Annotated in this window: 21 protein-coding genes and 3 pseudogenes; 9 read left to right on the forward strand and 15 right to left on the reverse strand. The window is 71.3% G+C overall.

Features of this window, described 5'->3' with window-relative positions:
• Positions 1–27: 27 nt before the first annotated feature.
• Positions 28–1,353 carry an ABC transporter substrate-binding protein gene (locus OG361_RS00920; protein WP_405851327.1) on the reverse strand — a complete coding sequence of 442 codons (1,326 nt, stop codon included), beginning with the start codon at positions 1,351–1,353 and terminating at the stop codon, positions 28–30.
• 280 nt (positions 1,354–1,633) lie between these two features.
• Here OG361_RS00920 and OG361_RS00925 point away from each other — a divergent pair, with 280 nt between their 5' ends.
• Positions 1,634–4,156 carry a glycoside hydrolase family 2 protein gene (locus OG361_RS00925; protein ID WP_405851328.1) on the forward strand — a complete coding sequence of 841 codons (2,523 nt, stop codon included), beginning with the start codon at positions 1,634–1,636 and terminating at the stop codon, positions 4,154–4,156.
• Complete coding sequence (locus OG361_RS00930) at positions 4,153–5,193, forward strand: LacI family DNA-binding transcriptional regulator (protein WP_405851329.1); 1,041 nt, start codon at positions 4,153–4,155, stop codon at positions 5,191–5,193. The genes OG361_RS00925 and OG361_RS00930 overlap by 4 nt, the downstream gene beginning before the upstream one ends.
• 94 nt (positions 5,194–5,287) lie before the next feature.
• On the opposite strand, the gene manA is transcribed toward OG361_RS00930, so the two are convergent.
• The 4 genes from manA to OG361_RS00950 form a co-directional block, all read right to left on the reverse strand.
• Positions 5,288–6,523 (reverse strand): mannose-6-phosphate isomerase, class I, encoded by a 1,236-nt coding sequence (gene manA / locus OG361_RS00935; protein WP_405851331.1) that lies wholly within the window; start codon positions 6,521–6,523, stop codon positions 5,288–5,290.
• Between the two features lie 50 nt (positions 6,524–6,573).
• Positions 6,574–7,548: an ROK family protein gene (locus tag OG361_RS00940; protein WP_405851332.1), complete on the reverse strand. Its 975-nt coding sequence runs from the start codon at positions 7,546–7,548 to the stop codon at positions 6,574–6,576.
• A 273-nt stretch (positions 7,549–7,821) separates the two neighbouring features.
• Positions 7,822–8,682 (reverse strand): maleylpyruvate isomerase N-terminal domain-containing protein, encoded by an 861-nt coding sequence (locus tag OG361_RS00945; protein WP_405851333.1) that lies wholly within the window; start codon positions 8,680–8,682, stop codon positions 7,822–7,824.
• A gap of 154 nt (positions 8,683–8,836) precedes the next feature.
• Positions 8,837–9,553 carry a M15 family metallopeptidase gene (locus OG361_RS00950; protein ID WP_405851335.1) on the reverse strand — a complete coding sequence of 239 codons (717 nt, stop codon included), beginning with the start codon at positions 9,551–9,553 and terminating at the stop codon, positions 8,837–8,839.
• Between the two features lie 534 nt (positions 9,554–10,087).
• Here OG361_RS00950 and OG361_RS00955 point away from each other — a divergent pair.
• Complete coding sequence (locus OG361_RS00955) at positions 10,088–11,353, forward strand: GNAT family N-acetyltransferase (RefSeq protein ID WP_405851336.1); 1,266 nt, start codon at positions 10,088–10,090, stop codon at positions 11,351–11,353.
• Positions 11,354–11,494: 141 nt separating this feature from the next.
• Positions 11,495–12,655 (forward strand): glycosyltransferase, encoded by a 1,161-nt coding sequence (locus tag OG361_RS00960; RefSeq protein WP_405851337.1) that lies wholly within the window; start codon positions 11,495–11,497, stop codon positions 12,653–12,655.
• 164 nt (positions 12,656–12,819) lie between these two features.
• Here the strand turns inward: OG361_RS00960 and OG361_RS00965 are convergent, their stop codons facing one another.
• The 3 genes from OG361_RS00965 to OG361_RS00975 form a co-directional block, all read right to left on the reverse strand.
• The gene (locus tag OG361_RS00965; protein ID WP_405851338.1) at positions 12,820–13,386 is read right to left on the reverse strand and encodes a DUF4291 domain-containing protein; all 567 of its coding nucleotides are present in this window, start codon (positions 13,384–13,386) and stop codon (positions 12,820–12,822) included.
• Between the two features lie 79 nt (positions 13,387–13,465).
• The gene (locus OG361_RS00970; protein ID WP_405851339.1) at positions 13,466–13,660 is read right to left on the reverse strand and encodes a hypothetical protein; all 195 of its coding nucleotides are present in this window, start codon (positions 13,658–13,660) and stop codon (positions 13,466–13,468) included.
• Positions 13,661–13,709: 49 nt separating this feature from the next.
• Positions 13,710–14,441, reverse strand: a complete 732-nt coding sequence (locus OG361_RS00975; protein WP_405851340.1) for a GNAT family N-acetyltransferase — start codon at positions 14,439–14,441, stop codon at positions 13,710–13,712.
• A gap of 140 nt (positions 14,442–14,581) precedes the next feature.
• Here OG361_RS00975 and OG361_RS00980 point away from each other — a divergent pair, with 140 nt between their 5' ends.
• Positions 14,582–15,163: an SMI1/KNR4 family protein gene (locus OG361_RS00980; RefSeq protein WP_405851341.1), complete on the forward strand. Its 582-nt coding sequence runs from the start codon at positions 14,582–14,584 to the stop codon at positions 15,161–15,163.
• A gap of 126 nt (positions 15,164–15,289) precedes the next feature.
• Here OG361_RS00980 and OG361_RS00985 read toward each other — a convergent pair.
• Positions 15,290–15,760, reverse strand: a pseudogene (locus OG361_RS00985) (ATP-binding cassette domain-containing protein); the annotation flags it as partial.
• Positions 15,761–16,845, reverse strand: a pseudogene (locus OG361_RS00990) (IS630 family transposase).
• A 105-nt stretch (positions 16,846–16,950) separates the two neighbouring features.
• Here OG361_RS00990 and OG361_RS00995 point away from each other — a divergent pair.
• Positions 16,951–17,439, forward strand: a pseudogene (locus OG361_RS00995) (glycoside hydrolase family 6 protein); the annotation flags it as partial.
• 24 nt (positions 17,440–17,463) lie between these two features.
• Here OG361_RS00995 and OG361_RS01000 read toward each other — a convergent pair.
• Both OG361_RS01000 and OG361_RS01005 read right to left on the reverse strand, forming a co-directional pair.
• The gene (locus OG361_RS01000; protein ID WP_405851342.1) at positions 17,464–18,423 is read right to left on the reverse strand and encodes an ADP-ribosylglycohydrolase family protein; all 960 of its coding nucleotides are present in this window, start codon (positions 18,421–18,423) and stop codon (positions 17,464–17,466) included.
• Between the two features lie 190 nt (positions 18,424–18,613).
• The gene (locus OG361_RS01005) at positions 18,614–19,198 is read right to left on the reverse strand and encodes a helix-turn-helix domain-containing protein (RefSeq protein ID WP_405851343.1); all 585 of its coding nucleotides are present in this window, start codon (positions 19,196–19,198) and stop codon (positions 18,614–18,616) included.
• Between the two features lie 119 nt (positions 19,199–19,317).
• Here OG361_RS01005 and OG361_RS01010 point away from each other — a divergent pair, with 119 nt between their 5' ends.
• From OG361_RS01010 to OG361_RS01020, 3 genes are all read left to right on the forward strand, one after another.
• Positions 19,318–20,154 (forward strand): EamA family transporter, encoded by an 837-nt coding sequence (locus OG361_RS01010; RefSeq protein WP_405851344.1) that lies wholly within the window; start codon positions 19,318–19,320, stop codon positions 20,152–20,154.
• 99 nt (positions 20,155–20,253) lie between these two features.
• Positions 20,254–20,961: a B3/4 domain-containing protein gene (locus OG361_RS01015; RefSeq protein WP_405851345.1), complete on the forward strand. Its 708-nt coding sequence runs from the start codon at positions 20,254–20,256 to the stop codon at positions 20,959–20,961.
• A 247-nt stretch (positions 20,962–21,208) separates the two neighbouring features.
• Positions 21,209–21,961 (forward strand): hypothetical protein, encoded by a 753-nt coding sequence (locus OG361_RS01020; RefSeq protein ID WP_405851346.1) that lies wholly within the window; start codon positions 21,209–21,211, stop codon positions 21,959–21,961.
• Positions 21,962–22,054: 93 nt separating this feature from the next.
• Here the strand turns inward: OG361_RS01020 and OG361_RS01025 are convergent, their stop codons facing one another.
• From OG361_RS01025 to OG361_RS01035, 3 genes are read right to left on the reverse strand one after another with little or no spacing between them, the layout of a single operon-like run.
• Positions 22,055–22,255, reverse strand: coding sequence for a hypothetical protein (locus OG361_RS01025; RefSeq protein ID WP_405851347.1), 201 nt, complete (start codon positions 22,253–22,255; stop codon positions 22,055–22,057).
• Positions 22,252–23,016, reverse strand: a complete 765-nt coding sequence (locus tag OG361_RS01030; RefSeq protein ID WP_405851348.1) for a GntR family transcriptional regulator — start codon at positions 23,014–23,016, stop codon at positions 22,252–22,254. The genes OG361_RS01025 and OG361_RS01030 overlap by 4 nt, the downstream gene beginning before the upstream one ends.
• Before the next feature lie 34 nt (positions 23,017–23,050).
• Positions 23,051–23,818 carry a GntR family transcriptional regulator gene (locus tag OG361_RS01035; RefSeq protein ID WP_405851349.1) on the reverse strand — a complete coding sequence of 256 codons (768 nt, stop codon included), beginning with the start codon at positions 23,816–23,818 and terminating at the stop codon, positions 23,051–23,053.
• Positions 23,819–23,878 lie beyond the last annotated feature (60 nt).

The raw sequence follows: 23,878 nt of genomic DNA on the forward strand, positions 1-23,878 counted from the left end.
CCGGCCGGGGCCCGATCCGCCGGTCGGTCAGGAACCGGCGCTCTTCGCCGCCTCGTCCCACCTCTTGTTCAGGTCGGCGAAGAAGTCCTCGCTGCTGCCCTTCTGGGCACCCCGCGCGGTGTCGATCAGCTTCTGCCGGTAGTCGGGCTTGTTGAGCCCGATCTCGGCCGCGTCGTCGATGTCGTTGACCGCGGCCGTCTTGGCCTCGGAGCGGTCGAAGAAGATGACATCGTTGTCAACGTAATCCTTGAGCGTGGCCGGCATGGGGGCGGACTTGACCGCGGACACCACGCCCTCCTTCTCCGAGTAGCCGGACTTCTCGGTGAACCAGTCGATCCAGGCGCGCGCGGCGGGCTTGTTCTCGGAGTAGATGCTGACGGCCTGCTGATAGTCGGAGACCACTGCCGAGCAGAACGTGCCGTTCTTCTGGACCGGGAAGGGCATGAAGCCGATGTCGTCCGCCTTGAGGCCCGCGTCGACCGCCGCTCCCTGCATCTGTGTGATCGCCCAGGAGCCCAGCATCATCGTGCCGATCCTGCCCTCGGCGAGCAGGGCCTTGGAGGTCTCCCAGTTCGTGGTGGTGGGGTCCTTCTCCGAGAGTCCCTGCGCGGCGATGTCATGGAGCAGGGTGTCGATGATGCGGAGCTCGCCGCCCTCCTTCCAGGGGGAGACCGGGCCGGCCAGCTTGTTGCTCGCGTCCGCGTCACAGCCGACCGAGCCGTTGTTGGCGGTCCACTGGACCAGCGGCCAGCCGTCCTTGAAGTTCGTGTAGTACGGGGTGGCGCCCGTCTTGTCCTTGATCGCCTTCAGGTCGGCGAGGAACTCCTGCGGCGCCTTCGGCCAGGCCGTGATGCCGGCCTTCTTCCACAGGGCCTTGTTGTAGACGAAGCCGTTGGCGGTGCCGAACTGGGCGATGCCGTAGACCTTGCCGTCCACCTCGGCCTTGTCGCTGAAGCGGTACTTCGACGACAGGTCGGCGGTCGCGCCCAGGGGCGCGAAGAACTTGGGGTAGTCGTTCTTGGCCACCGCGCCGGGGATGAGGAGCACGTCGCCGTAGGACTTGGCGTTCATGCGGATCTTCACCTCCCCCTCGTAATCGGTGATGCCGTCGAAGGACACCTTGACCTTGGGGTAGACCTTGTTGAACTCGGCGGCGTACGCCTTCATGACCCCCTTCTGCACGAGGTCGGTGCGCTGCGTCAGGACCTTGATCTCGCCCGTGACCTCCTTCGGGTCGGACGGGGCGGCCGCGGTCTCGCCCGTGACCGCGGCCCCTCCCCCGCTACATCCGGCCACGGTCAGCATCGTGACTGTCAGCAGCGCGCCCGTGAACGCCATCGACTTCTTCCCCATTGCCCAACTCCTTCAGAGATACGGCTCAGGTCTTCTGGTGGGATGTCGGCACTATGTCAGCCAGATGTGAACCGGTAAAGTGCTGATTTCCCGCGCGATGCCCAATCGTTACCGTGACCCTGCCAAAGTTACGGAACGCCGCGCATGGCGGGGATAGTCCAACAACTGTCCGTAAGTGAACAACAGCTTGACCGGTTCATGGACAGTCGCGTTGCGGTGCGGCTAGTTTGGCGCCTCGTACACGTACCCGCCCCCTGCCAGGCGATTGGAGCCGCACACCATGAAGGACGTCACCCAGCTGACCGAGGGTTGGAGACTGCGCCACAAGGACGGGCTGCTTCCGGCCAGCGTCCCCGGCTGCGTCCACTCCGACCTGCTCACCGCGCAGGTCATACCCGACCCCTTCACCGGCCGGAACGAGACCGAGATCGCGTGGGTGGGCCGTCAGGCGTGGTCGTACGTGACCGAGCTGCGTCACGAGAGCCGCCACGAGCGCACCGACCTGGTCTTCGAGGGCCTGGACACCGCCGCCGAGATCGTGCTGGCCGGCGAGACCCTGGGCTCGACGCGCAACATGCACCGCGAGTACCGCTTCGACGTCACGGGCCGCACGGGTCCCCTCGAAGTCCGCTTCGCCTCCGCGTACGAGGAGGCCGACCGCGTCCGCGCCCTCGTCGGCGACCGCCCGAACGTCTATCCCGAGCCCTTCCAGTACATCCGGAAGATGGCGTGCAGCTTCGGCTGGGACTGGGGCCCCACCGTCGTGACGGCGGGCATCTGGCGCCCCGTGCGGCTCGAGCACTGGTCGACCGCCCGGCTCACCGACGTCCGTCCGCTGGTCACACGGGAAGGGGAGACCGGCCGGGTCGAGCTCCGGTTCCGCGTCGAGCGCACGGAGAGCGGCGCGGGTCGGCCGCTGACCGCTCGGGCTCTCGTCCGGGAGAGCGGCGGTACCGAGGCCGTCGCGGACGCCGAGATCTCGTTCGAGGACGACGACGCCGTGCTGCGTCTCGAGGTGTCCGAGCCGCGGCTGTGGTGGCCGCGCGGGTACGGGGAGCAGCCCCTGTACGAGCTCGACCTCGCCCTGCTGGACGAGGACGGCCGCGCCATCGACACCTGGGAGCGCCGGATCGGTTTCCGTACCGTCGAGATCGACCGGTCGGCCGACGAGCACGGCACCGGCTTCACCTTCGTCGTCAACGGCGTACGGATCTTCGCCCGTGGCGTCAACTGGATCCCCGACGACGTGCTGCCCTCCCGCGTCACGCCCGAGCGGTACCGGACCCGGCTCACCCAGGCCGCCGAGGCCAACATCGACCTGGTCCGCATCTGGGGCGGCGGGATCTACGAGGACGACGCCTTCTACGACGTCTGCGACGAACTCGGTCTCATGGTGTGGCAGGACTTCCTCTTCGCCTGCGCCGCCTACCCGGAGGAGCAGCCGCTGCGCGGCGAGGTCGAGGCAGAGGCACGTGACAACGTTGTCCGTCTCATGCCGCACCCCAGCCTGGTCCTGTGGAACGGAAACAACGAGAACCTCTGGGGCTTCCGCGACTGGGAGTGGGAGGAGCCGCTCGCCGGCGACTCCTGGGGCGAGGGGTACTACCTCGGGATCCTTCCCCGGATCGTCGCCGAACTGGACCCGACCCGCCCGTACACGGCGGGCAGCCCCTGGTCGGGCTCCTGGGACCACCACCCCAACGACCCCGCGCACGGCACCCACCACTCGTGGGAGGTGTGGAACCGCCAGGACTACGCCGAGTACCGGGCCGATGTCCCCCGCTTCTGCGCGGAGTTCGGCTGGCAGGCCCCGCCCGCCCTCGCGACGCTGCGGCGCGCGCTACCCGGTGAGGAACTCGCCCCGGACTCCCCGGGCATGCTGCACCACCAGAAGGCCGAGGACGGCAACGGCAAGCTGAACCGCGGCATCGAGCGTCATTTCGCCCTGTCGGAGAAGGACTTCGACCGCTGGCACTACCTCGCCCAGGTCGTCCAGGCCCGGGCCGTCGCGGCGGGCATCGAGCACTGGCGGGCCAACTGGCCGGTGTGCGCGGGCACGGTGGTGTGGCAGCTCAACGACTGCTGGCCGGTGAGCAGTTGGGCGGCCATCGACGGCGACGGCCGTCTCAAGCCGCTCTACCACGAGCTGCGCCGGGTGTACGCGGACCGGCTCCTCACCCTCGTCCCCGGGGAGGACGGTCCCGTACTCGCTCTCGACAACCAGTCCGGCCGCGCCTGGCGCACGACCGTCACCCTGCGGCGGTTCACCGCTGACGGCACCGTCCTGCGGGAGTCCGCGTTCGAGCTGGAGGCCGACGCGCGCACCGTGGTCAAGCTGGTACTTCCGACGGCGCTCCTGCCCGCTCCGGGTTCGACCGAGGAGTTCCTCGTCGCCGATGCCGACGGGCTGCGCGCCGTCCACTTCCCCGTGACCGACAAGGAGTTCGCCTACCCGGTGGCCGAGTACGACGTCCGGGTCGAGGTTTCCGCGGAGGCCGATGCCGGGGCTCGGGCTGGCGCCGGGGCTGGGGCTGGGGCTGGGGCCGACGCTGGAGCTGAGGCCGGTGCCGGAGCTCGGGCTGGGGCTGAGACCAGGGCCGCCGTCGTGGACGTGGTGGTCACGGCCCGTACCCTCGTGCGCGACCTGCTCCTCCAGCCGGACCGGCTCGGGGCGGAGGTGACCGCGGACCGGGGTCTGGTCACGCTGCTCCCCGGCGAGGGGGTCCGGATCACGGTCACCGGCTGGACCGACGTGGACCCGACCGCCGTACGCGACGCGCTGTTCAGCGTGGGACCCGCGTGAACGTCCCCGCCCCCCGCGTCACCATCAACGACGTCGCCGCACGGGCCGGGGTGTCCAAGGGCGCCGTCTCGATGGCGTTCAACAACCGTCCCGGAGTCTCCCAGGCAACCAGGGAACGGATCTTCGGGATCGCGCGTGAACTGGGCTGGGCCCCGCACCAGACCGCACGGAGCCTGTCCGGCCGGCGGGCGGGCATCGTGGGCCTGGCGATCTGCCGGCCGGCCCGGCTGCTCGGTCTGGAGCCCTTCTACATGGAGTTCATCTCCGGCATCGAGGACGTCCTGGCGGAGCGCTCGTGCTCGCTGCTCCTGCGGCTGGTGCGGGACCTCGACGAGGAGATCGCCGTCTACGAGGAGTGGTGGCGGGGCAGGACGATCGGCGGGGCCATCCTGGTCGACTTCCACCAGGACGACCCGCGGATCCCGCCGCTGCGTGCCTCGGGGATGCCGGCGGTCGCGGTGGGGCACCCGTCGCTGACGGGCGGGTTCCCCTCGGTGTGGACGGACGACGCCTCGGCGGTGGCGGAGGCCGTGCGCTACCTGTCGGCACTCGGCCACCGTCGTATCGCGCGCGTCGGCGGCCCCGCCGGGCTCGGGCACAGCGGCATCCGCGCGGCCGCGTTCGAGGCGATCACAGCCGAACTCGGGCTCGACGCCTGCCACCAGGTGTCGACCGGCTTCGTCGGCGAGGAGGGGGCCAGGGCGACGCGGAGTCTGCTCCTCGGCCCGGACCGTCCGACGGCCATCGTGTACGACAACGACATCATGGCCGTCGCGGGGGCCGCCGTGGCCTCGGAGATGGGGCTCGCGGTGCCGGACGACGTGTCGCTGCTGGCCTGGGACGACTCGCAGCTGTGCAGGCTCACCCACCCGCCCCTGTCGGCCATGAGTCACGACGTGCACCAGTTCGGCGCGGAAGTCGCGCGGGCGCTCTTCGGGGTCATCGAGGGCACGCACCAGGAGGCCCTCCAGGTCGCGACGCCCGCGTTGACTCCCCGGGGCTCAACGGGGCCACCCCGGCGGGCCTCGCACTCCTGAGGCACGACGAGCGGCTGTACCTCCAGGGGTACAGCCGCTCGTCCATGTGCATGCGTATGTGCATGTGTATATGTGCATGTCGGATCAGGACCGGTCAGGTCCAGTCGTCGGTTCGGCTCTCGGGGAAGGCTCGCGGGTGTGCCGAGGCCACGGTGGCGCGGAAAGCTGTTCCTGCTCCCGTCATCGCGACGTACTCCGCGTCCACGGCCGAGGGTACGTAGACGGACTGCCCGGCCCCGATGCGCAGGACGTGCTCCCGTACGCCCAAGCGGACCTCGCCCTCGGTGCACAGGATGATCTGCGGTGCGCCGGGGGCCAGTTGCCGCGCCGGCTCACCCGCGTCCAGCCGGAAGCGTGACAGCCGGAAGTCGTCGACGGGCGTCGGGTAGACGTCCTCTCCCGCCTCGGTGCGGGGAGTGAGCACGCGGGTCGGCATGGCCGTGAAGCGGACCACCTTCACCAGCTCGGCGGTGTCGACGTGCTTGGACGTCAGCCCGCACCGCAGGACGTTGTCGGAGCTCGCCATGATCTCCACCCCGAGACCGGAGAGGTACGCGTGCGGGATCCCGGCTCCCAGGAAGAGCGCTTCTCCCGGTTCGAGCCGGATGTGGCGCAGCATCAGGGCGGCCAGCAGCCCCGGGTCGCCGGGGTACGCGCGCGCCACCCCCGCGTAGGCGGCGAAGTCCTCCTGCCACGGGCCCGGCCGGTCGGCCGCCGCGACGACGGCTTCTGCCACAGCCGCCATTAGGCCTTCGGGAGGCCGGAGGAAGGCGGTGAAGACCTCCGCGAGCGCCGTCGCCTCGGTGAGGGTGCGAAGGGTTTCGGCGTAGGGGCTCGACGCGGGTACGTGCAGGGCGTCGAGCAGGTCGGCGCACTGCTGGGGCGTCCGGAATCCGCACAGCCCGCGGAACGGGGTGAGGGCGACGATCATCTCGGGTTTGTGGTGGGCGTCCCGGTAGTTGCGGTGCGGTGCGTCCAGGGGGACACCGAGGGCGTCCTCGAGCGCGTAGCCCGCCTGGGCCTGGGCACGGTCGGGGTGGACCTGGACGGAGAGCGGAGCGTCGGCGGCGAGCAGCTTGAGGAGGAACGGCAGCCGGGGTCCGAAGCGGCGCAGGGTCACGGCTCCGAGTTCTGCCTCGGGATCCGCGGCGATGACCCGGTCCAGCGGCAGCAAGCCCTGGGCGCGGCGGACCCGGGAGGGTGCGGCCGGGTGGGCCCCCATCCACAGCTCGGCCTGGGGTTCGCCGGTCGGCGGTACGCCCATCAGGTGCGGCAGGGCGGTGGTGGAGCCCCAGTCGTACGGCTGGACGGTGTTGAGGAGAAGGTCCACGAACTCTTCCTGATCGGGGAGGGAGACAGCGGGTCGGCCGGCGGCCGGGGTCAGCTCACGGGCTGTCCCGCGGCGCCGGTGCCCGCCCTTGACAGCCCGGCCGCCGCAGCGCCCGCGGCGGCCGCACCGATCAGCCCCGCGTCAAGCGCGAGTCCCGCCGGCACGACCGGTACGTCGCGGGTGAAGTCCAGTACCGCGTACGAGGTGAGGTGGTGCCGGAGAGGGCCGAAGAGCATCTCCCCGGACTGGGCCACACCACCACCGATGACAACGATGTCGAGCTCTACGAGGGCCGTCGTCGCCGCGATGGCCGCCGCCAGGGCCCGCCCGGCGCGGTCGAACGCGGCGAGCGCGCGCGGATCGCCCGCACGGGCGGACGCCTCGACCTCCTTGGCCGTCGCGGGAGCCCCCGAGGGCGGCGTCCAGCCTGATTCCAGGGCGTGGGCGGCGATCGCCGTGCCACTGGCGAAGCGCTCCACGCAGCCCCGCGCCCCACAGGGACAGACGGGACCGTTCTGGTCCACGGTGATGTGACCGATGTGGCCGGCGTTCCCGGAGGTGCCCGCGTGGAGCGCCCCACCCAGGATCAGGCCGCCGCCCACACCCGTGGAGACCACCATGCACAGCGCGTTGTCCACGCCCCTGGCCGCGCCCAGCCAGTGCTCGGCCGCGGTCATCGCCACCGCGTCACCGACGAGGACCGGCCGCAGCCCGGCCGGCACCGCCGGGTGTGCCCGCACGCGGGCGACGAGGGGGAAGGCCCGCCAGGCCGGGATGTTGACCGGACCGACCGTGCCCGCGACCGTGTCGACGGGCCCCGCGCTGCCGATGCCGAGGCAGGAAAGCGACGCCCACTCGGGATGTGTCGCCAGATCGTCCAGGACCGCGGCGACTGCGGCCATGAGCTCCTCCGCGGAACCCCGAGCCGGAGTGGCCCGCTGGGACCGGACGAGCAGGTGCCCGTCGGCGTCGACGAGAGCCCCGGCGATCTTCGTGCCCCCGATGTCGAGCGCTCCGTACACCATCACGTTCAGCCTTTCCGTTACACCGCTTCACCACTGCGCCAGTGCGCTTCCGCACCACTGCACTTCCGCACCAATGCGCCTCCGCGCTTCTGCGCTTCTGCGCTTCTGCACTGCCGAGCTACCGCACCGCAGAATCTCCGGCTTACTCTGCACTCCGTTGACAACGTTGTCTAGTAAACTGGTTCAGCTGGGCGCCCGTGCGGAAAGTACTGCCGGCCCGCCCCTGTCGGGACGGGCCGGCGGCGGGTCGGATCGCGGCACGGCGGCCGTCGGTCACGGAGTGGCGATGAGTTCGCCGAGCCTCGTGGCGAGCCACGGCCTGCGGCCGCCGGCCCGCATCCGGCCGCGCGCCATCGCCTTCCACACCGGGGTACGCCGGAAGGAGACCAGCAGGAACGCCGTCGGCGCCGCCGTGATCCTGCAGTCGTAGGCGCGCGGCGCGGCGTCGCGGGTCACCGTCATCGTGCCGTCGTCGACGACGACGGCCAGCCGCGGACCTCCCTTGATCACGAGGTCGAACGCGATGCTGACGCCCCGGGCCCTCGCCGTGTCCAGGGCCAGCGTCATCATCGTCGGCATCGACTGTCCGAGCACCAGGCTCGCCTCGTCCGGACCGATCGTCCACGGAAGCCCGGCGCCACGCGCGATGTCCAGACCGTGGACGAGGCTCTCGCTGAGCATCAGACCGGTCACCACCGCCAGGGTGAGCGTCGTCTCCTGCCCGTACCAGGGCACGGCGACGGGCGTGTCCGGGGCGAGGCCCTCGGTGGCCCGCAGGAACGCCTCGCCCCGTTCGGCGACGACGTCGCCCGGCCGGGCACGGTCGTCGCCGCCGAAGAGGCCGATGGACGTGGCGTTCATGGCCGTGATCCGCTCGACGAACGGCAGGTCGCCCGGCGGCAGGACGCTGTCCCACTCCACGGCCTCGTCGCCGGAGACCAGGGAGCAGTACGCGAGATACACGGCCGCGAGGTGCGCGCCCACGTCGCCCACCGTCCACACCGGGACACCGGAGGCCGCGTCCGGGTCGGGGACGTCGCGCAGCAGTCCCACAAGCCGTGGGATCACCGCGGCCAGCGCTCCGCGGGTCTTCTCGTGTTCGGCGACGGCATCGAATCTCGTGACGGTGCCCATACCACTCCCCCATGCTGCGGACGGGCCCGCAGATTACCGTCGAGTAGCCAAGGGCGGTAGAGCTCCTCACGCCTCCGCGTACCTCCGTGCACCCCCATTGGGCCGACCAGGGGGCCGACCCCTCACCCGACCCCCGGGCCGGGTGGGGGGTCGGTTACGTCGCCCTTCGGCCCGGCTGTACCGCGGAGGGGCCGTCGGCGGCATGCGGGCCGCCGCGCGGGGCCAGCTCCTTCGGGCCGTAGCGGGCCGCGGCCTGCTCGGTGGCCAGGGCCCAGTAGCGGTCCCCGAAGGACCAGTGCCACCACTCGGTCGGATAGTTCACCAGACCCGCCGCGGTGAGCACGGCGCCGAGCACCTCCCGGTTGGCGCGCGCCTCCACGCTGATGTTGGCGGCGTGCGTGTAGCAGGCGCCGTCGCTCTCCTCCGGGTCCGCGTTCATCCGCGTTCCGAGGTCCAGCTCATGGCCATCGGCATCCGCCAGGGTGAGGTCCACGGCCGCTCCCGCGCTGTGGGGAGCGATGGCGGGCGGTGAAACGTACCGGCTCGCCGCGGAGAGGACCTCCTCCTCGGACCACTCGGGGTGAAGGACACGCAACTGACCGGCGTACTCGTCGAAGTACTCCCGCTGGAGCGACGGGGGCCTGTACCCCTCGACGAAGAGCAGCCGCAGACCCCGCGGAAGCGTCGACTGGGCGTGGAGCAGGCGTTCCAGTACGCCCGACCGCAGGTGGGCGAAGGCGTCGGCGGGGTCCTGCTTCCGCGTGTCGACGAGCAACAGGCCACTGCCGCGGACATCGACGAGCTCTTCGTCGCACTCCGCGACAGGGATGGCACCGACCTTTGGATCGGACATCAAGACAATCTCACTCATCGCTTGATCATCTCGCGGCGCGCAGGTCGAGGGTCCAGTTCCGGCCGACGAGGTCGTGGCCGAAGCTGTGGTGCGGCTCCTCGTCGGCGACCGCTGCTCCGGCTCTGGGCCGAGGCGTACACGCGGTCGCTCGTCGAGCCCGACGGCGCCTGGGCCGGTTTCGCCGCCGCCACCGTGCGCGACTGGCTCCAGGTCCTTGCCGACTGCCGGCCGCGGCCCGAGGGCGACAGCGAGGACGGCACGATCCGCCGCCCCCTTGCCCTGGCCGTACTCCGCGGTGCCCTGCTCGACCTTCTCGCCACCGACGACGCGCGCCACACCACCGCCCGCTGTACACCACCAACTCGCCCTGCTCCGGGGCTGAAAAGTCGCTTCTTACGGCGTGATCGTTCGCCAGTCACGCATGAAGGTCCGAGCCGGTTCTGCTGCTCAGGCGTACGCGGTGGACCTCCCGGCGTCGATTCCCTTTGCCGGTCCCGTCCATGACGGTCTATCGTCGATCGGTCCGATTCGCATTCGGCCCGAAGGCATCCCATGCCCGTCCGCCCCGCCATCGCCCGCGACACCAGCCTCCTCTGGAGCATCCTGCTGGAGGCGTACAACTGGAACGGTGAGCAGCGGTTCACCGCCGAGCAGCTCGTCGCCGACCCGTATGCCGCGCGCTACCTCGCCGACTGGCCCCGCGAGGGTGACTTCGGGGTCGTCGCCGAGACCGATACGGGCGAACCGATCGGCGCGGCCTGGGCGCGCTACCTGCCCGAGGACAGGCCCGGGTACGGCTTCGTCGCACCGGACGTCCCCGAGCTGACCCTCGGTGTGCTGCCCGGCCATCGTGGTCGCGGGCATGGTCGAGCGCTCATGGAGGCGCTGATCCGGACTGCCGCCGAGCGACCGACTCCGGTCGCTCGGCTCAGCCTCAGCGTCGAGGACGGAAACCCCGCCGTAGGCCTTTACACCTCCCTCGGCTTCACCCGGGTCGGGCGCAACGGCGACTCGGACACGATGGTCCTGAACACCGAACCCCACCCGCGGGTCTTCGACGCCCACCTGCACATCGTCGACCCGCGCTTCCCCCTCGTCGAGAACGACGGCTACCTGCCGCCCGCCTTCACCGTCGAGCAGTACCGCGCGCGCGTCGCCGGTCTCCCGGTCCGCGGCGGCGCGGTCGTGTCGGGTTCCTTCCAGGGCTTCGACCAGGGCTATCTGCGCGAGGCCCTGGCCGCGCTCGGACCCGCCTACGTCGGTGTCACGCAGGTACCGGCCACCGTGACGGACGAGGAGATCCTCGCCCTCGACACCGCGGGGGTACGCGCCGTCCGCTTCAACGTCCGCCGCGGCGGATCGGCCACCCTCGGCCAACTGGACCGCCTCGCCCGGCGCGTCCACGACATCGCCGGCTGGCACACCGAGCTCTACATCGACGCACGCGACCTGCCGGACCTGTCCGCGACCCTGACGGCACTGCCCGCCGTCAGCATCGACCACCTCGGCCTGCACCGCGACGGACTCCCCCATCTCCTGAGGCTGGTGGAACGGGGCGCCAAGGTGAAGGCCACCGGGTTCGGGCGCGTCGACCTCGACCCCGCCGAGACCATGACCGCCGTCGTACGGACCGACCCCACCGCACTGATGGTCGGCACCGACCTCCCGTCCACCCGGGCGCGCCGCCCGTTCGCGGACGAGGACTTCGCCCTCATCGCCCGGACCGTCGGCGAGGAACACCTCGATGCCGTGCTGTGGGGAAACGCCGCTGCGTTCTACCGGATCGGAAAGGGGAGGACTCACGCCTTTCCACTCTGAACATACCGCGCACCCGGGGGCTTGCGGCAAGACCCCGATCATGGCGCAGAATCGCCGACCTGGGCCACCACCTGCGGGAACGGGATTCACGACATGCGTGTGTTGTTTTCGACGTACGGACCGCGCGGAAGCGTCGAACCGATGGCGGCACTCGCCGTGCGGTTGCGGGAGCTCGGCGCGGAGGTACGGGTGTGCGCCCCGCCCGACGAGGAGTTCGCGCGGCGGCTGGCCGAGGTCGAGGTGCCGCACATTCCGGCGGGCCGTCCCGTACGCCCACTGGTGACCTCCGTGCAGCCGGGTTCGGCGGTCGGGCTGGCGCAGCGCGCCGCCGAGTTGATGACCGCTCAGTTCGAGACGGTCGCGGCGGCGGCCGAGGGATGCGACGTGCTGGTGGCGACCGGTCCGCTGCCGGTCACGGCCGGCGCCCGGTCGGTGGCCGAGCGGCTGGGCATCCGCTACGTGCACGTGAGCCACCAACCGGTCAGTCTCCCCTCACCGAACCGCCGACCGCCCGCACGCCGGGGCCGGCCCCTGCCGCCCGAGGTGACCGACAGCCGCGAGCTGTGGGACCGGGACGCCCGGATCGCCGACGCGATGTTCGGCGAGCCGCTCAACACGCACCGGGCATCGGTCGGGCTGCCACCGGTGGAGAACGTCCGCGACTACGCCTTCACCGAACAGCCGTGGCTGGCCACGGACCCGGTCCTGGCCCCGTGGCAGCCGACGGACCACCTCGACGTGGTGCAGACCGGCGCGTGGATCCCGGCCGACGAACGCCCGCTCCCCGCCGAGCTGCTGGCGTTCCTGGACGCCGGCACACCACCGGTGTACGTGGGCTTCGGCAGCACGCCCCTGAGCGCCCCGAAGGACTTCGCCAGGGCGGCCGTCGAGGCGATCCGCGCACAGGGCCGCCGCGCGGTCGTCTCCAGCGGGTGGGCGGAGCTGCCCCTCGTCGACGACCGGGGCGACTGCTTCCTCGTCGGCGAGCTCAACCATCAGGCACTGTTCCGCCGCGTGGCCGCTGTCGTGCACCACGGCAGCGGGGGCACGACGACGACCGCCACCCGGGCGGGCGCGCCGCAGGTGGTCGTTCCCCAGGGGGCTGACCACCCGTACTGGGCCGGCCGGGTCGCGGAGCTGGGCATCGGCGCGGCACACGAGGGCCCGACCCCGACCACCGACTCCCTGTCGGCAGCGCTCAGGACCGCCCTGGCCCCCGAGACCCGCGCCCGGGCGGCCGCGGTGGCCGGAACGGTCCGCACGGACGGTACGACGGTGGCCGCGAAGCTGCTGCTCGACTAGGGCGTGTGTCGAAAGTAGCGCCGTCTACCCGAAGGGCAGGCGGGACTTTCGACACACGCCCACGCTCGACGACCCGGACTCGGCCCTGCACGCCTCATGCCTGGCCATGCGCGAGGCCGGCGGCCGACTGCTGCGGGCGAGCCAGGAAGCCCCACGCCCGGTGATCACCCGCCTGTGGCAAGGCGGTTCTCCAGCTCCCGGGGCAGTGGGTAGGCGCGCTCCGCCGGCAGCAGCCCCTGGGATCGCGCGGCATGTCCGGTCCGTATCAGGGACGCGGCCTTGCGGACCTGTGGTGTGAGGTCCGTGAGACCGACGATCCAGTCGTCGTTGAACGTACGAACGAGGTGGCGGCCGATGCCGACCTGAATGCTGTAGTGATTGAGCGCGGCCCCGCGCGGCGACCGCTCCGGGTCCCATTGGACGTGGACGGCCGCCTGGGCCACGGCCGCCGGGTCCGCGGTCGTGAGCACGGCCTGCGACAGGGCGTCCTCCCAGCCCTCCCGGGTCATCCGCACCGCGAGTACGCGCTCCTGACCGGGTTTGCGCGCCCAGTTGCTGCGGTGCATCAGCCACATCAACGACGGTTTGATCCACGTCATCCGCCGGAAGGAGAACGGCGCGACGAAGCGGCCCGCCCGCAGGGCCGCGTCGGCGATGGCGGGCGCGTACGCCTGGTAGACGACGATCGTGTGCGCGTCGTAATCCGCACGAATCTGGTACTGGGGCGCCATGCACCGCACCCTGCCATCCGCCCCCGCCGCCTCGCGAGCCGATTTCGCGGAAACCCCGGCTGTCGCACGCGGCTTCCGTTCAGGCCGTCGGCTCCGTCCGGAGGTGTCGCACGTCCCGCACGAGGGTGTACGTCGCGACGAGGACGAGCGCCGCTCCTGCCACGATCCAGAGGGGCGACGCCCCGGAGCGGTATTCGCGGACACCGCCGACGAGCAGAAGCACGCCGGGAAGGATGCCGAGGGCTGAGATCAGAGTGTTGATGCGGTGAGCCACACGGACATCATCAACGATGTCCCCGGCCTGCGGGAGTGATCACGGCGAATCAGCGGGACAGTGAGGCGATCCTGATCGAGAGTTGGGCGCCCAACTCCTCGAAGCCCATTGCGGCAGCGACCCGTCGGGAGGCCGGAGGCCGCGCGCGCCACTGGGGCAGCAGCCCTGCGGCGAGTGCGTGCGCGACCGCCGCCGAACCCGTCGCCCGTGCGAGCCCGCGTCCCCGTACGTCCGGTGCGGTCAGCACGCTGATGTGAGCGGTCCGGTGGGGCCACAACGCGTATCCGGCCGCGGCCACCACCTCGCCGCCCTCACGGACCACGAACGCGGGCGACGTCATCTCGTCCAGAGAGGCCTCCGCGGTGTCCTCACGGCCCGCCGCCCTCTCCAGGCCGCGCAGCGCCGGGTGCCGGCCGGGAAGTCGTTCCACCGCCGCCGGACCGGCTGTCGGCCGGAAGCCTTCCTCCGACACGTACGACAGCGCCGCTGGCCCGAGCACCTCGGCCACGGGCAGCACCCCGCCGACGGAGGCCGCGTCCACCACGGCCTCCACCGTCAACCCCTTCAGCGCGTCGCGCACCGTCGCGGCGTCCCTCTCGCTCGGCGCGGTCACGATCGCGGACCCGCCGAGAGCCACCACCCCGACCCAGCCGACCGGGCAGAGGCCGGATCGCGGGGACACGCCCACCCGCACACCACCGGTCGGCGGGAACGGCACGGGCACTCCGGCCAGGTCCTCCCACAGCCCGCGGGCCCTGGCGAGCAGCAGATCCTTCGACATGGCGCCGATCATGCCAGTCCACGGTCGCCGCGGGTCCCCCGCGTCCCCACGGCCGAGTCCGGACCTTGATCCTTCGAGGCTCCTGCCCGTACGTTTGCGTCGTGGTCGGCGACAGGCGAGCGAACGGGTGGGTGGGGTGGATGGACGCATCGGATGAACTCGTGCGGCTCATCGGCCCGCCCGCGGCGCGCAACGCCTCCCCGGACGACTGGACCGACGTCGAGGACTACCTCGGTACGGCACTCCCCGGCGACTTCAAGGCCTTCCTCGACTCCTACGGAGCCGGTGTGATCAGCGGCGAGCTGGTCCTCTTCCACCCTCGGGGAACCAGCCCGCTCCTCGCCCGGATGCACCGGATCCACGAGGCCTTCGGCAGGTCTCGGCAGAACTATCCGGCGGAGTACTCCTTTCCGTTCCACCCCGCCCCGGGAGGGCTCATCTCCTGGGGCTACGACTACAGCGGGGACGAGCACTTCTTCCAGCCGTGCGGACCGGACCCGGACCGATGGAAGGTCGTCACCGAGGCCCACGGCTCGGGGTCGGTGGTCTTCGACGGCTCGTTCACCGAGTTCGTGCTCTCGTTCGTACGGCGCCTGTACGAGGTCGACCAGTATCACGGCCTCGACCCGGACGACTTGGAGTTCCTGGAGCCGGGGGACCTGGAGGAACTCGTGGAAAGCGGCGAGATCGGCCCGATCAAACCGAGCTTCACCTCCTACTGACCCGGACTACTGACCCGGACTACTGACTCGGACTTCTGACCCGGCTACCGACTCGCGCTACCGACTCGGACTCTCCCGGCCCGTGCTTGATGGGCCGGTGGGCCCTCCGCATCGCGGCCGACGGGGTCAGCACCTCCGCCCGGCGCGCAGCTCCAGCCGCTCCCCCGGGAACCGCTCGCGGAAGTCGCGGTCGTGCGAGACCACCACCACCGCTCCCGGGTACGCCGCGAGCGCCGCCTCCAGGTCCTCGACCAGGTCGAGCGCGATGTGGTTCGTCGGCTCGTCGAGTACGAGAAGATCCGCTGCTCCCGTCACGAGGAGCGCGATCTGCAGCCGCCGCTGCTGCCCAGCGGACAGCGCCGCGACCGGGACGTGCAGGTCCTCCTCGCGGAACAGGCCCAGCGCCAGCAGCTGTTCGGCGTACTCCTCCGGAGGCCCTGGCAGGACGGGCAGCCCCCGCGACCCCTGCGCACCCTGTGACCCTGGCAGCCCCGGCCGCCCCTGCGGCCCCGCCGCGAAGGCGGCGAGGAGCGGGAGCCGAGCGGAGCGTGCGGGCAGCTCCTGCGCCAGGTAGCCGATCCGGGCGGGGCGGCGGACCTAGTGATCTGGTTCGGAGATCCTGTCGCAGTAGCGGCAGATCCGGTCGAGGATCTGGTCGGCGGTCTTGGTCCACTTGAAGGGCCGGGCTTCGTCGTTCCAGACCTTGATCCAGTTTTCGAGTGCGGCCTTGAGGTCGTCGAGGGAACAGAACACGCCGCGTTCAAGGCAGCGCCGTTCCAACTCGGCGAACCACCGCTCGACCTGGTTGATCCACGACGAGTAGGTCGGGGTGAAGTGGAGCTGGAAGCGGGGATGCGCCAGGAGCCACTTGTGCACCACCGGCGCCTTGTGGGCGGAGAGGTTGTCGCAGATCACGTGGACCGCCAGGTGCTTGTCGGTCTGGCGGTCGATCTCGTCGAGGAAGTCACGGAAGTCCACCGCCCGGTGCTGCGCGGACAGTTTCGTGATCACCTTGCCCGTCGCCGTGTTCAGGGCGGCGAACAGGTCGACGGTGCCGTGCCGGACGTAGTCGAAACTCCGCCGCTCGGGCACTCCCGGGACCATCGGCAGGACCGGCGCGGTCCGCTGAAGGGCCTGGATCTGCGGCTTCTCGTCCACCGCGAAGACCACCGCGTTGGCCGGCGGAGCGAGGTAGAGGCCGACGACGTCACGGACCTTGTCGATCAGGAACGGGTCCGGGGAGATCTTGAAGGTCTCCGTGCGCCAGGGCTGGAGGCCGAAAGCGTGCCAGATCCTCAGCACGCTCGCCGGGGAGATTCCCACGACCTTGGCCAGCTCCCGCTTCGACCAGTGCGTCCCGCCCGGGGAGTCTGCTCCAGGGTGCGGACCACGACCTCTTCCACCTGGGCGTCGGTAATGGTCCGCGGCACCCCGGGCCGCGGCTCGTCCGCGAGTCCGTCCAGGCGCTGGGCCACGAACCGTGTGCGCCAGCGGCGCACGGTGCCTCTGCCGACATCGAGTCGCGCGGCGACCACGGTGTTGTTCCAGCCGTTCGCGCACGCCAGCACGATCCGTGCGCGAACGGCCAGCCCCTGCGCGGTCGAGCGGCGCTTGGCCCAGTTCTCCAGCGTCAGCCGCTCGGCCTCCGACAGCACGACAGGTTCCAGCCGGGTATCACCCATGCCCACAGGACAGCGCGAACGCGCGACCTGCCGCAGGCGAACACCGCAATCTGAAACAGGGGACGCCTCACGTGGCGACCCACGACCTCAAAACCAGATCACTAGGCCGAGATCGCCGAGCGCCAGGGCATGCTCACCGGAGCACTCACCCAGTTCCGGAACCAGGCCCCGAACACCTGGGTCTACCTCGACGCGGGGAACCCCGGCTGGGCCGACGCGGCGACCATGGCCCAGCGCCTGCACAACGCCGGCCTCAGCCAGGCCCACGGCTTCTCGCTCAACATCTCCAACTACTTCACCACCGCGGAGAACACCGCCTACGCCGGGGCCGTGAACAGCGAACTCAGCGCCCGCTACGGCTACACCAAGCCGTTCGTCGTGGACACCAGCCGCAACGGCAACGGGTCCAACGGCGCGTGGTGCAACCCCGGGGGCCGCAGGATCGGCACGCCCACCCGGACCGGTGGCGGCGCCGAGATGCTCCTCTGGATCAAGGCACCCGGCGAGTCCGACGGTGACTGCGGGGTCGGCGCGGGCTCCTCGGCCGGCCAGTTCCTTCCTGAGGTCGCGTACAAGATGATCTACGGCTACTGACCTTCCCGCGGGCCGCTGTCGGTGTCAGCGGGCCCCGAGGCGCTGCGCGAGATCGATGAGCTCGGCCCGCCGCAGTACGCGTCCGTCGAACCCCGGGAGGGGGACGTGCAAGGTCTCGGTCCACCGGGCGGGAATCGCGTCCACTCCGTAGCGGGCGCCCGCGAGGCCCCCGGTGACGGCGGCGACGGTGTCCGTGTCGCCGCCGAGGTCGATCGCCGCGCGGATCGCCTCCTCGAAACCGTCGGTGCTGCGCAGGGCCCAGACGGCCGATCCGAGGCACGGCCAGACGGCGCCGTTGAACTCGGTCGCCAGGTCGGGATGCCAGTCGGCGGCGAGCACCGTGGCGTAGCGCGGCCGGTGGTCGGGATGGACGAGGTCCAGGACGTCGGGGAGGGCACGGAGCGGGTCGGCGCCGTCCAGGGCGACACGGACCAGTTCGTGGAACACGGCGGTGCCTTCCCAAGCGGCGCGGTCGCCATGGGTGAGCGCGGCGATGCGACGGGCCGCGTCCATGGTGGCCGACTGCCCGTCGGGGGCGAAGTGGACCGCGGATGTCGAGGCCCTCATCAAGGAGCCGTTGCCGGCTGCGTAGAGGTTGACCTGGAAATGCACCGCGGCGGCCAGGTCCCACGGCATCCCGTTGGTCAGGACGTCTTCCGTCTGAAGGCCGATGTCCTTGGGGTCGGCCGCCGCCCACCGCTGGAAGCGGCCGAAGATGTCCGGCAGATCGAGCCCGCCGCACCACAGCAGCGAATCGGCGACCAGGACGGCCATCTGCGTGTCGTCCGTGGCCTCGCCCGGGTCCCAGCCACCGCCGCCGCACATCTCGCCACCGGCGCCCGGACGCGGGAACCGTGCGGAGAAGGCGCCCGGGGGACCGAACTCGAAGGGCGCGCCCAGCGCATCGCCCACGGCCGAACCGACGACAGCGCCGACGATCCGCTCCATGCGGTCCGTACGCGCCATGCGCTCCATAGGATTCATCGGGGCAGAGTATCGGCGCGCCTCAGGCCGGAGTTCGGGCCCGGCGTGTCCATCTCGTCCGTCTCACGCAGGACTGCCTCGGCCGTGGTCGTCACAAGTCCCCGGCGGGACGCTCTTGCCCCTGTACGGATCTGTTGAACGACGCGCCGGCCCAAACAATGTATCCGCGGAGAACGGGCGAGGTACCGGATCAGGCCGTGGAGGCGGGGCCGGGCGGGAGGTGGACGGTCATGATCAGGTGGCAGGTGCCGGTGCCCGCGCCGCGGTAGGTGTGGGAGGCGTCGCCGTCGAAGGTGGCGGTCTGTCCGGCCTCGACGACGTGCTCGGTGCCGTCGACGACCAGGACCATCCGGCCGACCGTGACGCTGACGGTTTCGACGACCCCGGCCTGGTGGGGGTGGCTGGGGTACTCCTCCCCCGGCTCCAGTCGCCAGCGCCAGACCTCGACCGGGGCCGGCCCCGAGGTCGTCAGCATGAGCCGGGCCTCGCTCCCCTGCTCCCCGGTCCACAGGGGGGCCACGGCGTCGCCGCTCACGACGCGGACGCGGGCTTCGGCCGGCCCCTCCATCAATGCGGAGACCGAGATGCCGAGCGTGTCGGCCAGCCTGACCAGAGTGGCGAAGTTGGGATTGCCCTGAGCCTTCTCCAGGCCTACCAGCGCACCCTTGCTGACCTGGGCACGCCGACCGAGTTCGTCCAGGGAGAGACCGGCGCGGGTGCGAGCCGCCCTGACGTTGTGCGCGAGCGTCCGCAGGGCTGCGGCCGTCTCGGACATCCGATCACCATCCTCACACGTTGACCACTCGAATGCACCGCTCGGTCGTTCTGTTGACAAAGTGCGGTCGATCCGTTGTACGGTTCAGTCGTTCCATTAACCATAGTAGGGGATCTACCGTGCTCGCTCTGCTGCTGGCCCTGGGCAGCTCACTCGCCTACGGCTGCGCCGACTTCCTCGGCGGCCTCGGCGCCCGTAAGGCCCATGTGCTGCGTACCGTGATGATCGCTGCCCCGGCCTCCCTCGCGGTCGAACTGCTGCTGTGGCCCTTGCTCGGCGCCTCGTTCAGCGCCGCGACGCTCGGCTGGGGCGCCGCGTCCGGGGTCGCCTCGGCCATCGCGTTCGCCCTGCTCTACCGCACGCTGGCGATCGGCCCGATGAACGTCCTGTCACCCGTGACCGCCCTGGTCTCCGCCGTGCTGCCCGTCGGCGTGGGACTGCTCCAGGGCGAGCACCTGGGTACCGCCGGACTGGTGGGCCTGCCGCTCGCGATGGCCGCGGTGGTGCTGGTCAGCGCCGGACACGGCTCCGGTTCGGCGCGCCCTTCGCGTACGGCGCTGCTGCTGGCGTTCGGTGCCGGCGCCGCCATCGCCCTGCAACTGGTCTTCCTGCACCAGGCGCCGTCCGACAGCGGGGTGGGCCCGCTGATCGTGGGACGGGCGGTCTCCTCGGCCGTCACCCTCCTCGCGGCGGGCGTGATGTACCGCAGACTGGGATCCGAGCGGCCCGCGTACGCGATGTCGGCGGCGGCCGGCGTGCTGGACTCCGTGGCGAACCTGCTGTTCCTCCTCGCCGCGCGCAGCGGGGACCTGGCGGTGGTCGCGGTGATCACGGCCCTCTACCCGGCCGGAACCGTCCTGCTCGCCCGCAGCGTGCTGGCCGAGCGCATCCACCGCGGCCAGCTGGTCGGGCTCGGCACGGCGGCCGTCGCGGTCAGCCTCCTGGCCCTGACCTGACGCCCTGCCACCTGCCACCTGCCACCTGCCACCTGCCACCCGATCTCACCGAACGCCGAGCCCCCACGCACCCCACCCCCAGGAACGGAAACCCCGACGATGACCGTCTTCCGCCTCACCCCCGCCGTCGCGGCCGACTTCCCCGACACCCGCGTCGCTCTGGTCACCGCCACCGGCCTGCGCGGCCGCGAACCCTGGCCCGCCGCGGCCGCCGCGCTGGAAGAGCTGGAACAGGAACTCGCCGACGGCACCTGGAGCCCCGCCGACGAGACCGACCCCCGGATCGAGGCCTGGCACACCGCCTACCGCTCCTTCGGAACGAATCCGCGCCGCATCCGCCCGAGCGTCGACGCGCTCGGCCGCCGTGTCGCGAAGCGGGGAACCCTCCCCCGCATCAATCCGGCCGTCGACGCCTACAACGCCGTCTCCGTCCGCCACGGCCTGCCCGCCGGCGCCTTCGACCTGGACCATGTCACCGGCCAGGTCGACATCCGGTACGCGGACGGTTCCGAGTCCTTCACGCCGCTCGGCGAACCCGACACGATCGAGAACCCCAAGCCCGGCGAGGTCGTCTACGCGGACACCACGGGCGTCCTGACCCGGCACTGGAACCACCGCGACGCCCACCGCACCCGCGTCACCGAGGACTCCGCGCATGTGGTCTTCATCCTGGAGACCCTCCACGCCACCCGCGACGGTCATCTCCTCAGCACCGCCGCGGACGAACTCCGGGACCTCCTCGCCCCGCACGCCGAACTGACCGCCGTACACCACCTCAGTCCGGCAGACCCCGAGACGGCGGTCTGAGACACCGCCGCCCGCGGGCCCTCCCTCCGGCAGCCGTGCGTATCTTCGGGATCATCTGAATCAGGGACCTGGGCACCGCCGAGAAGAGCGTCTTCCCGGGCCTCGGAGACGTCGCGGCCGCATTCCGACAAGGCGGGCGGCCCATGGGGGCGACACACACCGGACAGCTGCTCACCCGCCCGCCCAGACCTCCGCCGAACCTGCTCTGACCTGGTGTTTTCCAGAGGCCGAGGTCCGGCGCGGAGGCGTGCGCTGGGTCCAGGAGTACGCGCGCGGCGTCGCGGTCGCGCCGCCCGCCGCCGCGGGAGCGGCGACGGGAAGCGGGACCACCTTCGAGTTCCGGCCCGACGCCGACATCTTCGAAACGGTGGAGTGCTCGTTCGCCGTACTGGAGGAACACTTCAGGGAACTCGCCTTCCTCAACCGGGGTCTGGACATCTCGCTGACCGACGAACGCCCCCACCACGAGGCCCGGTCTGCGCGGTTCCGGTTCCCGGGCGGGACGCGGGACTTCGTCGGCTTCCTCGAAGCGGGGGCCGGGACGCCCGTTCACCCGGACGTCATCGGCTTCGAGCGGGAGGACCCGCGGATGCCGGGGGCGATGGAGGTGGCCCTTCGGTGGGGCGACTCCCGCGAGGAGAGGGTACGGAGCTTCGCCAACAGCCGCGCCACCCGGGAGGGCGGCACGCACGAGGTGGGTTTCCGAGACGGGGTGACGGCGGCGGTCAACGCGTACGCACGCGGGCGGCGGCTGCTGACGGCGACGGACCCCGACATCAGCGCCGACCGGATCAGCGAGGGTCTGACGGCGGTCGTGTCGGTGAAGCTCGACCGTCCCGAGTACGCCGGCTCGACGAGGGGGCGCCTGGACAACACCGCGGTGCGAGCCTGCGTCGAGGAGGCCGTACGGGAACACCTCGGCACGTGGCTGGAAGAACACCCTGAGCATGCCGCGGCCGTCGTCGGCCGGATCGTACGGGGCACGACCGGGACGGATTGAGGTCCCGGCCGAAGTCGTCCCCGCTCCTGGCTCCTGATGCCTGGCTTCTGGACGCGCCGCCGCCTCTCCCGGATGACTGCGGCGGTGCGTCGGTCAGAGGAGTCGGCTCGGCGCTTTCGTGGGCCGTGGCCGGTCCTCGATCACCATGAACATGTCGTCGCCATGGCGGTCCAGGTCCTCGTGGTGCCACTGCTCGCCAGGCCGCAGCTGATGGAACCGGAAGGTTCCGTTCGTGTCCGGCGTCTTCCCCGCGGTGGGTTCGCCGAGTCGGGCGGCGGCGCCGTGCCGCGTCACTCCACCGTCCCCCACCAGGCTCCCGCCCGTGCGGCATCGGCCGCCGGGTGGTCCGCCGCGCCCTCGCTCAGGGCGAGCCGCGAGACGATGCGGTAGCGGTCGCCCCGGTAGAGCGAGCGGACGTACTCGACCGGTCTGCCCGTCGCGTCGGAGGTGATCCGGTCGAAGAGCAGCGCGGGAGAGAGCACCGGTACGTCCAGGAGGGCCGCCTCCTCCTCGCTCAGCACGGTCGGTTCGATGGACTGCACCGCGTGGGCCGCCCGGATGCCGCGCTTCTCCCGCAGGTGGGCGTAGAAGCCGCCCTCCATGTCCGCGACGGTGAGTCCGGGGACCAGCTCGGCCGGGACGTGCAGGTGCTCCAGGGCGATCGGGGCGCCGTTGACGTGCCGGATGCGGGTCACGTGCACCAGTTCCGCCGCCGGGGAGATCGTGAGCTTGCGGCCGATCCGCGCGCCCGCCCGTACGGTGCGGAGTTCGAGCACCGTACTCGTCCAGGTGCCGTGGCTTCGAGGTGCGCCGGCCGCGTGGTTCTCGGCGACCAGTTCCTGGGTGATCTTGGCGGGTGCGACGAACATGCCCCGGCCGTGTTCCCGTACCAGTACGCCCGTGGCGACGAGTTCGTCGACCGCGGCGCGCAGGGTGGGCCGGGAGACGCCGAGGGTGGCGCACAGGGTGCGCTCGGAGGGGATGGCGTCGCCGGGGCGACGGCCGTCGATCACGGTCAGCAGATGTTCCCGTACCCGCTCCCGCTTGAGCTCCATCCTGTCCCCTCCCCTGTACGCCGTCGGCTGCGGGTCAGTATGCATCTCCCTCGGTCGAGGAGGTCACGAGGCCGTCGCGGGTGAAGTCGAGACGGGAGACGATGCGGTAGCGGTCGCCGCGGTAGACGGAGTGGACGTACTCGACGGGGCGGCCGGCGGTGTCGAGGGTGAGGCGTTCGATCAGCAGGGCGGGCGAGAGGACTGGGACGTCCAGGAGCGCGGCCTCGTCCTCGCTGACGACCGTGGGTTCGATCGACTGCGTGGCCTCCTGGACGTGGACCTGGTGGTGCTCCCGCAGGTGGTCGTAGAGGTCGCCGGCTTCCAGCTCCTCCGGGGTGAGCGCGGCGCCCACCAGGTCCGCCGGGATGTGCAGGTGCTCGATGGCCATGGGCGCGCCGTCGACCAGGCGGAGGCGGGCGATGTAGAGCAGTTCGGCGGCGGGTGAGAGCCGGAGTCTGCGGCCGATGCGGGCGCCGGCCCGGACCGTGGCGGACTCCAGGACGGTGCTGGACCAGGTGCCCGAGGCCCGGGGGACGGCGAAGGCCGCGTTGTCCGGGGCGAGTTGCTGAGTGATCTTGGCGGGTGCGACGAACATGCCGCGGCCGTGTTCCCGTACGAGCGCGCCCGTGGCGACGAGTTCGTCGACGGCGGCGCGCAGGGTGGGGCGGGAGACGCCGAGGGTGGCGCAGAGCGTGCGCTCGGAGGGGATCGGGTCGCCCGGGCCGCCGCCTTCGATCAGGCCGAGCAGGTGTTCCCGTACCCGCTCTCTCTTCAGCACCCCGCTGGAGGAGCCGTCCTTCATGCCACTCTCCCTGACTGGTCAACTGGTAAGTCCGATACTAGCCGGATCCGTTGACCTGCC

It is taken from the genome of Streptomyces sp. NBC_00090 (assembly GCF_045160815.1).
Lineage (GTDB): Bacteria > Actinomycetota > Actinomycetes > Streptomycetales > Streptomycetaceae > Streptomyces.

Coding starts and splice junctions, on each gene's coding strand:
- OG361_RS00960 (WP_405851337.1), top strand. CDS start 11,495: ATGGCGGCACTCGCCGTGCGGTTGCGGGAGCTCGGCGCGGAGGTACGG.
- OG361_RS01035 (WP_405851349.1), bottom strand. CDS start 23,818: ATGAAGGACGGCTCCTCCAGCGGGGTGCTGAAGAGAGAGCGGGTACGG.
- OG361_RS01005 (WP_405851343.1), bottom strand. CDS start 19,198: ATGTCCGAGACGGCCGCAGCCCTGCGGACGCTCGCGCACAACGTCAGG.
- OG361_RS00940 (WP_405851332.1), bottom strand. CDS start 7,548: ATGGTGTACGGAGCGCTCGACATCGGGGGCACGAAGATCGCCGGGGCT.
- OG361_RS00950 (WP_405851335.1), bottom strand. CDS start 9,553: ATGAGTGAGATTGTCTTGATGTCCGATCCAAAGGTCGGTGCCATCCCT.
- OG361_RS00920 (WP_405851327.1), bottom strand. CDS start 1,353: ATGGGGAAGAAGTCGATGGCGTTCACGGGCGCGCTGCTGACAGTCACG.
- OG361_RS01000 (WP_405851342.1), bottom strand. CDS start 18,423: ATGAATCCTATGGAGCGCATGGCGCGTACGGACCGCATGGAGCGGATC.
- OG361_RS00965 (WP_405851338.1), bottom strand. CDS start 13,386: ATGGCGCCCCAGTACCAGATTCGTGCGGATTACGACGCGCACACGATC.
- OG361_RS00945 (WP_405851333.1), bottom strand. CDS start 8,682: ATGGGCACCGTCACGAGATTCGATGCCGTCGCCGAACACGAGAAGACC.
- OG361_RS01030 (WP_405851348.1), bottom strand. CDS start 23,016: ATGGAGCTCAAGCGGGAGCGGGTACGGGAACATCTGCTGACCGTGATC.
- OG361_RS00975 (WP_405851340.1), bottom strand. CDS start 14,441: ATGTCGAAGGATCTGCTGCTCGCCAGGGCCCGCGGGCTGTGGGAGGAC.
- OG361_RS00925 (WP_405851328.1), top strand. CDS start 1,634: ATGAAGGACGTCACCCAGCTGACCGAGGGTTGGAGACTGCGCCACAAG.
- OG361_RS00955 (WP_405851336.1), top strand. CDS start 10,088: ATGCCCGTCCGCCCCGCCATCGCCCGCGACACCAGCCTCCTCTGGAGC.
- OG361_RS00980 (WP_405851341.1), top strand. CDS start 14,582: ATGGACGCATCGGATGAACTCGTGCGGCTCATCGGCCCGCCCGCGGCG.
- OG361_RS01015 (WP_405851345.1), top strand. CDS start 20,254: ATGACCGTCTTCCGCCTCACCCCCGCCGTCGCGGCCGACTTCCCCGAC.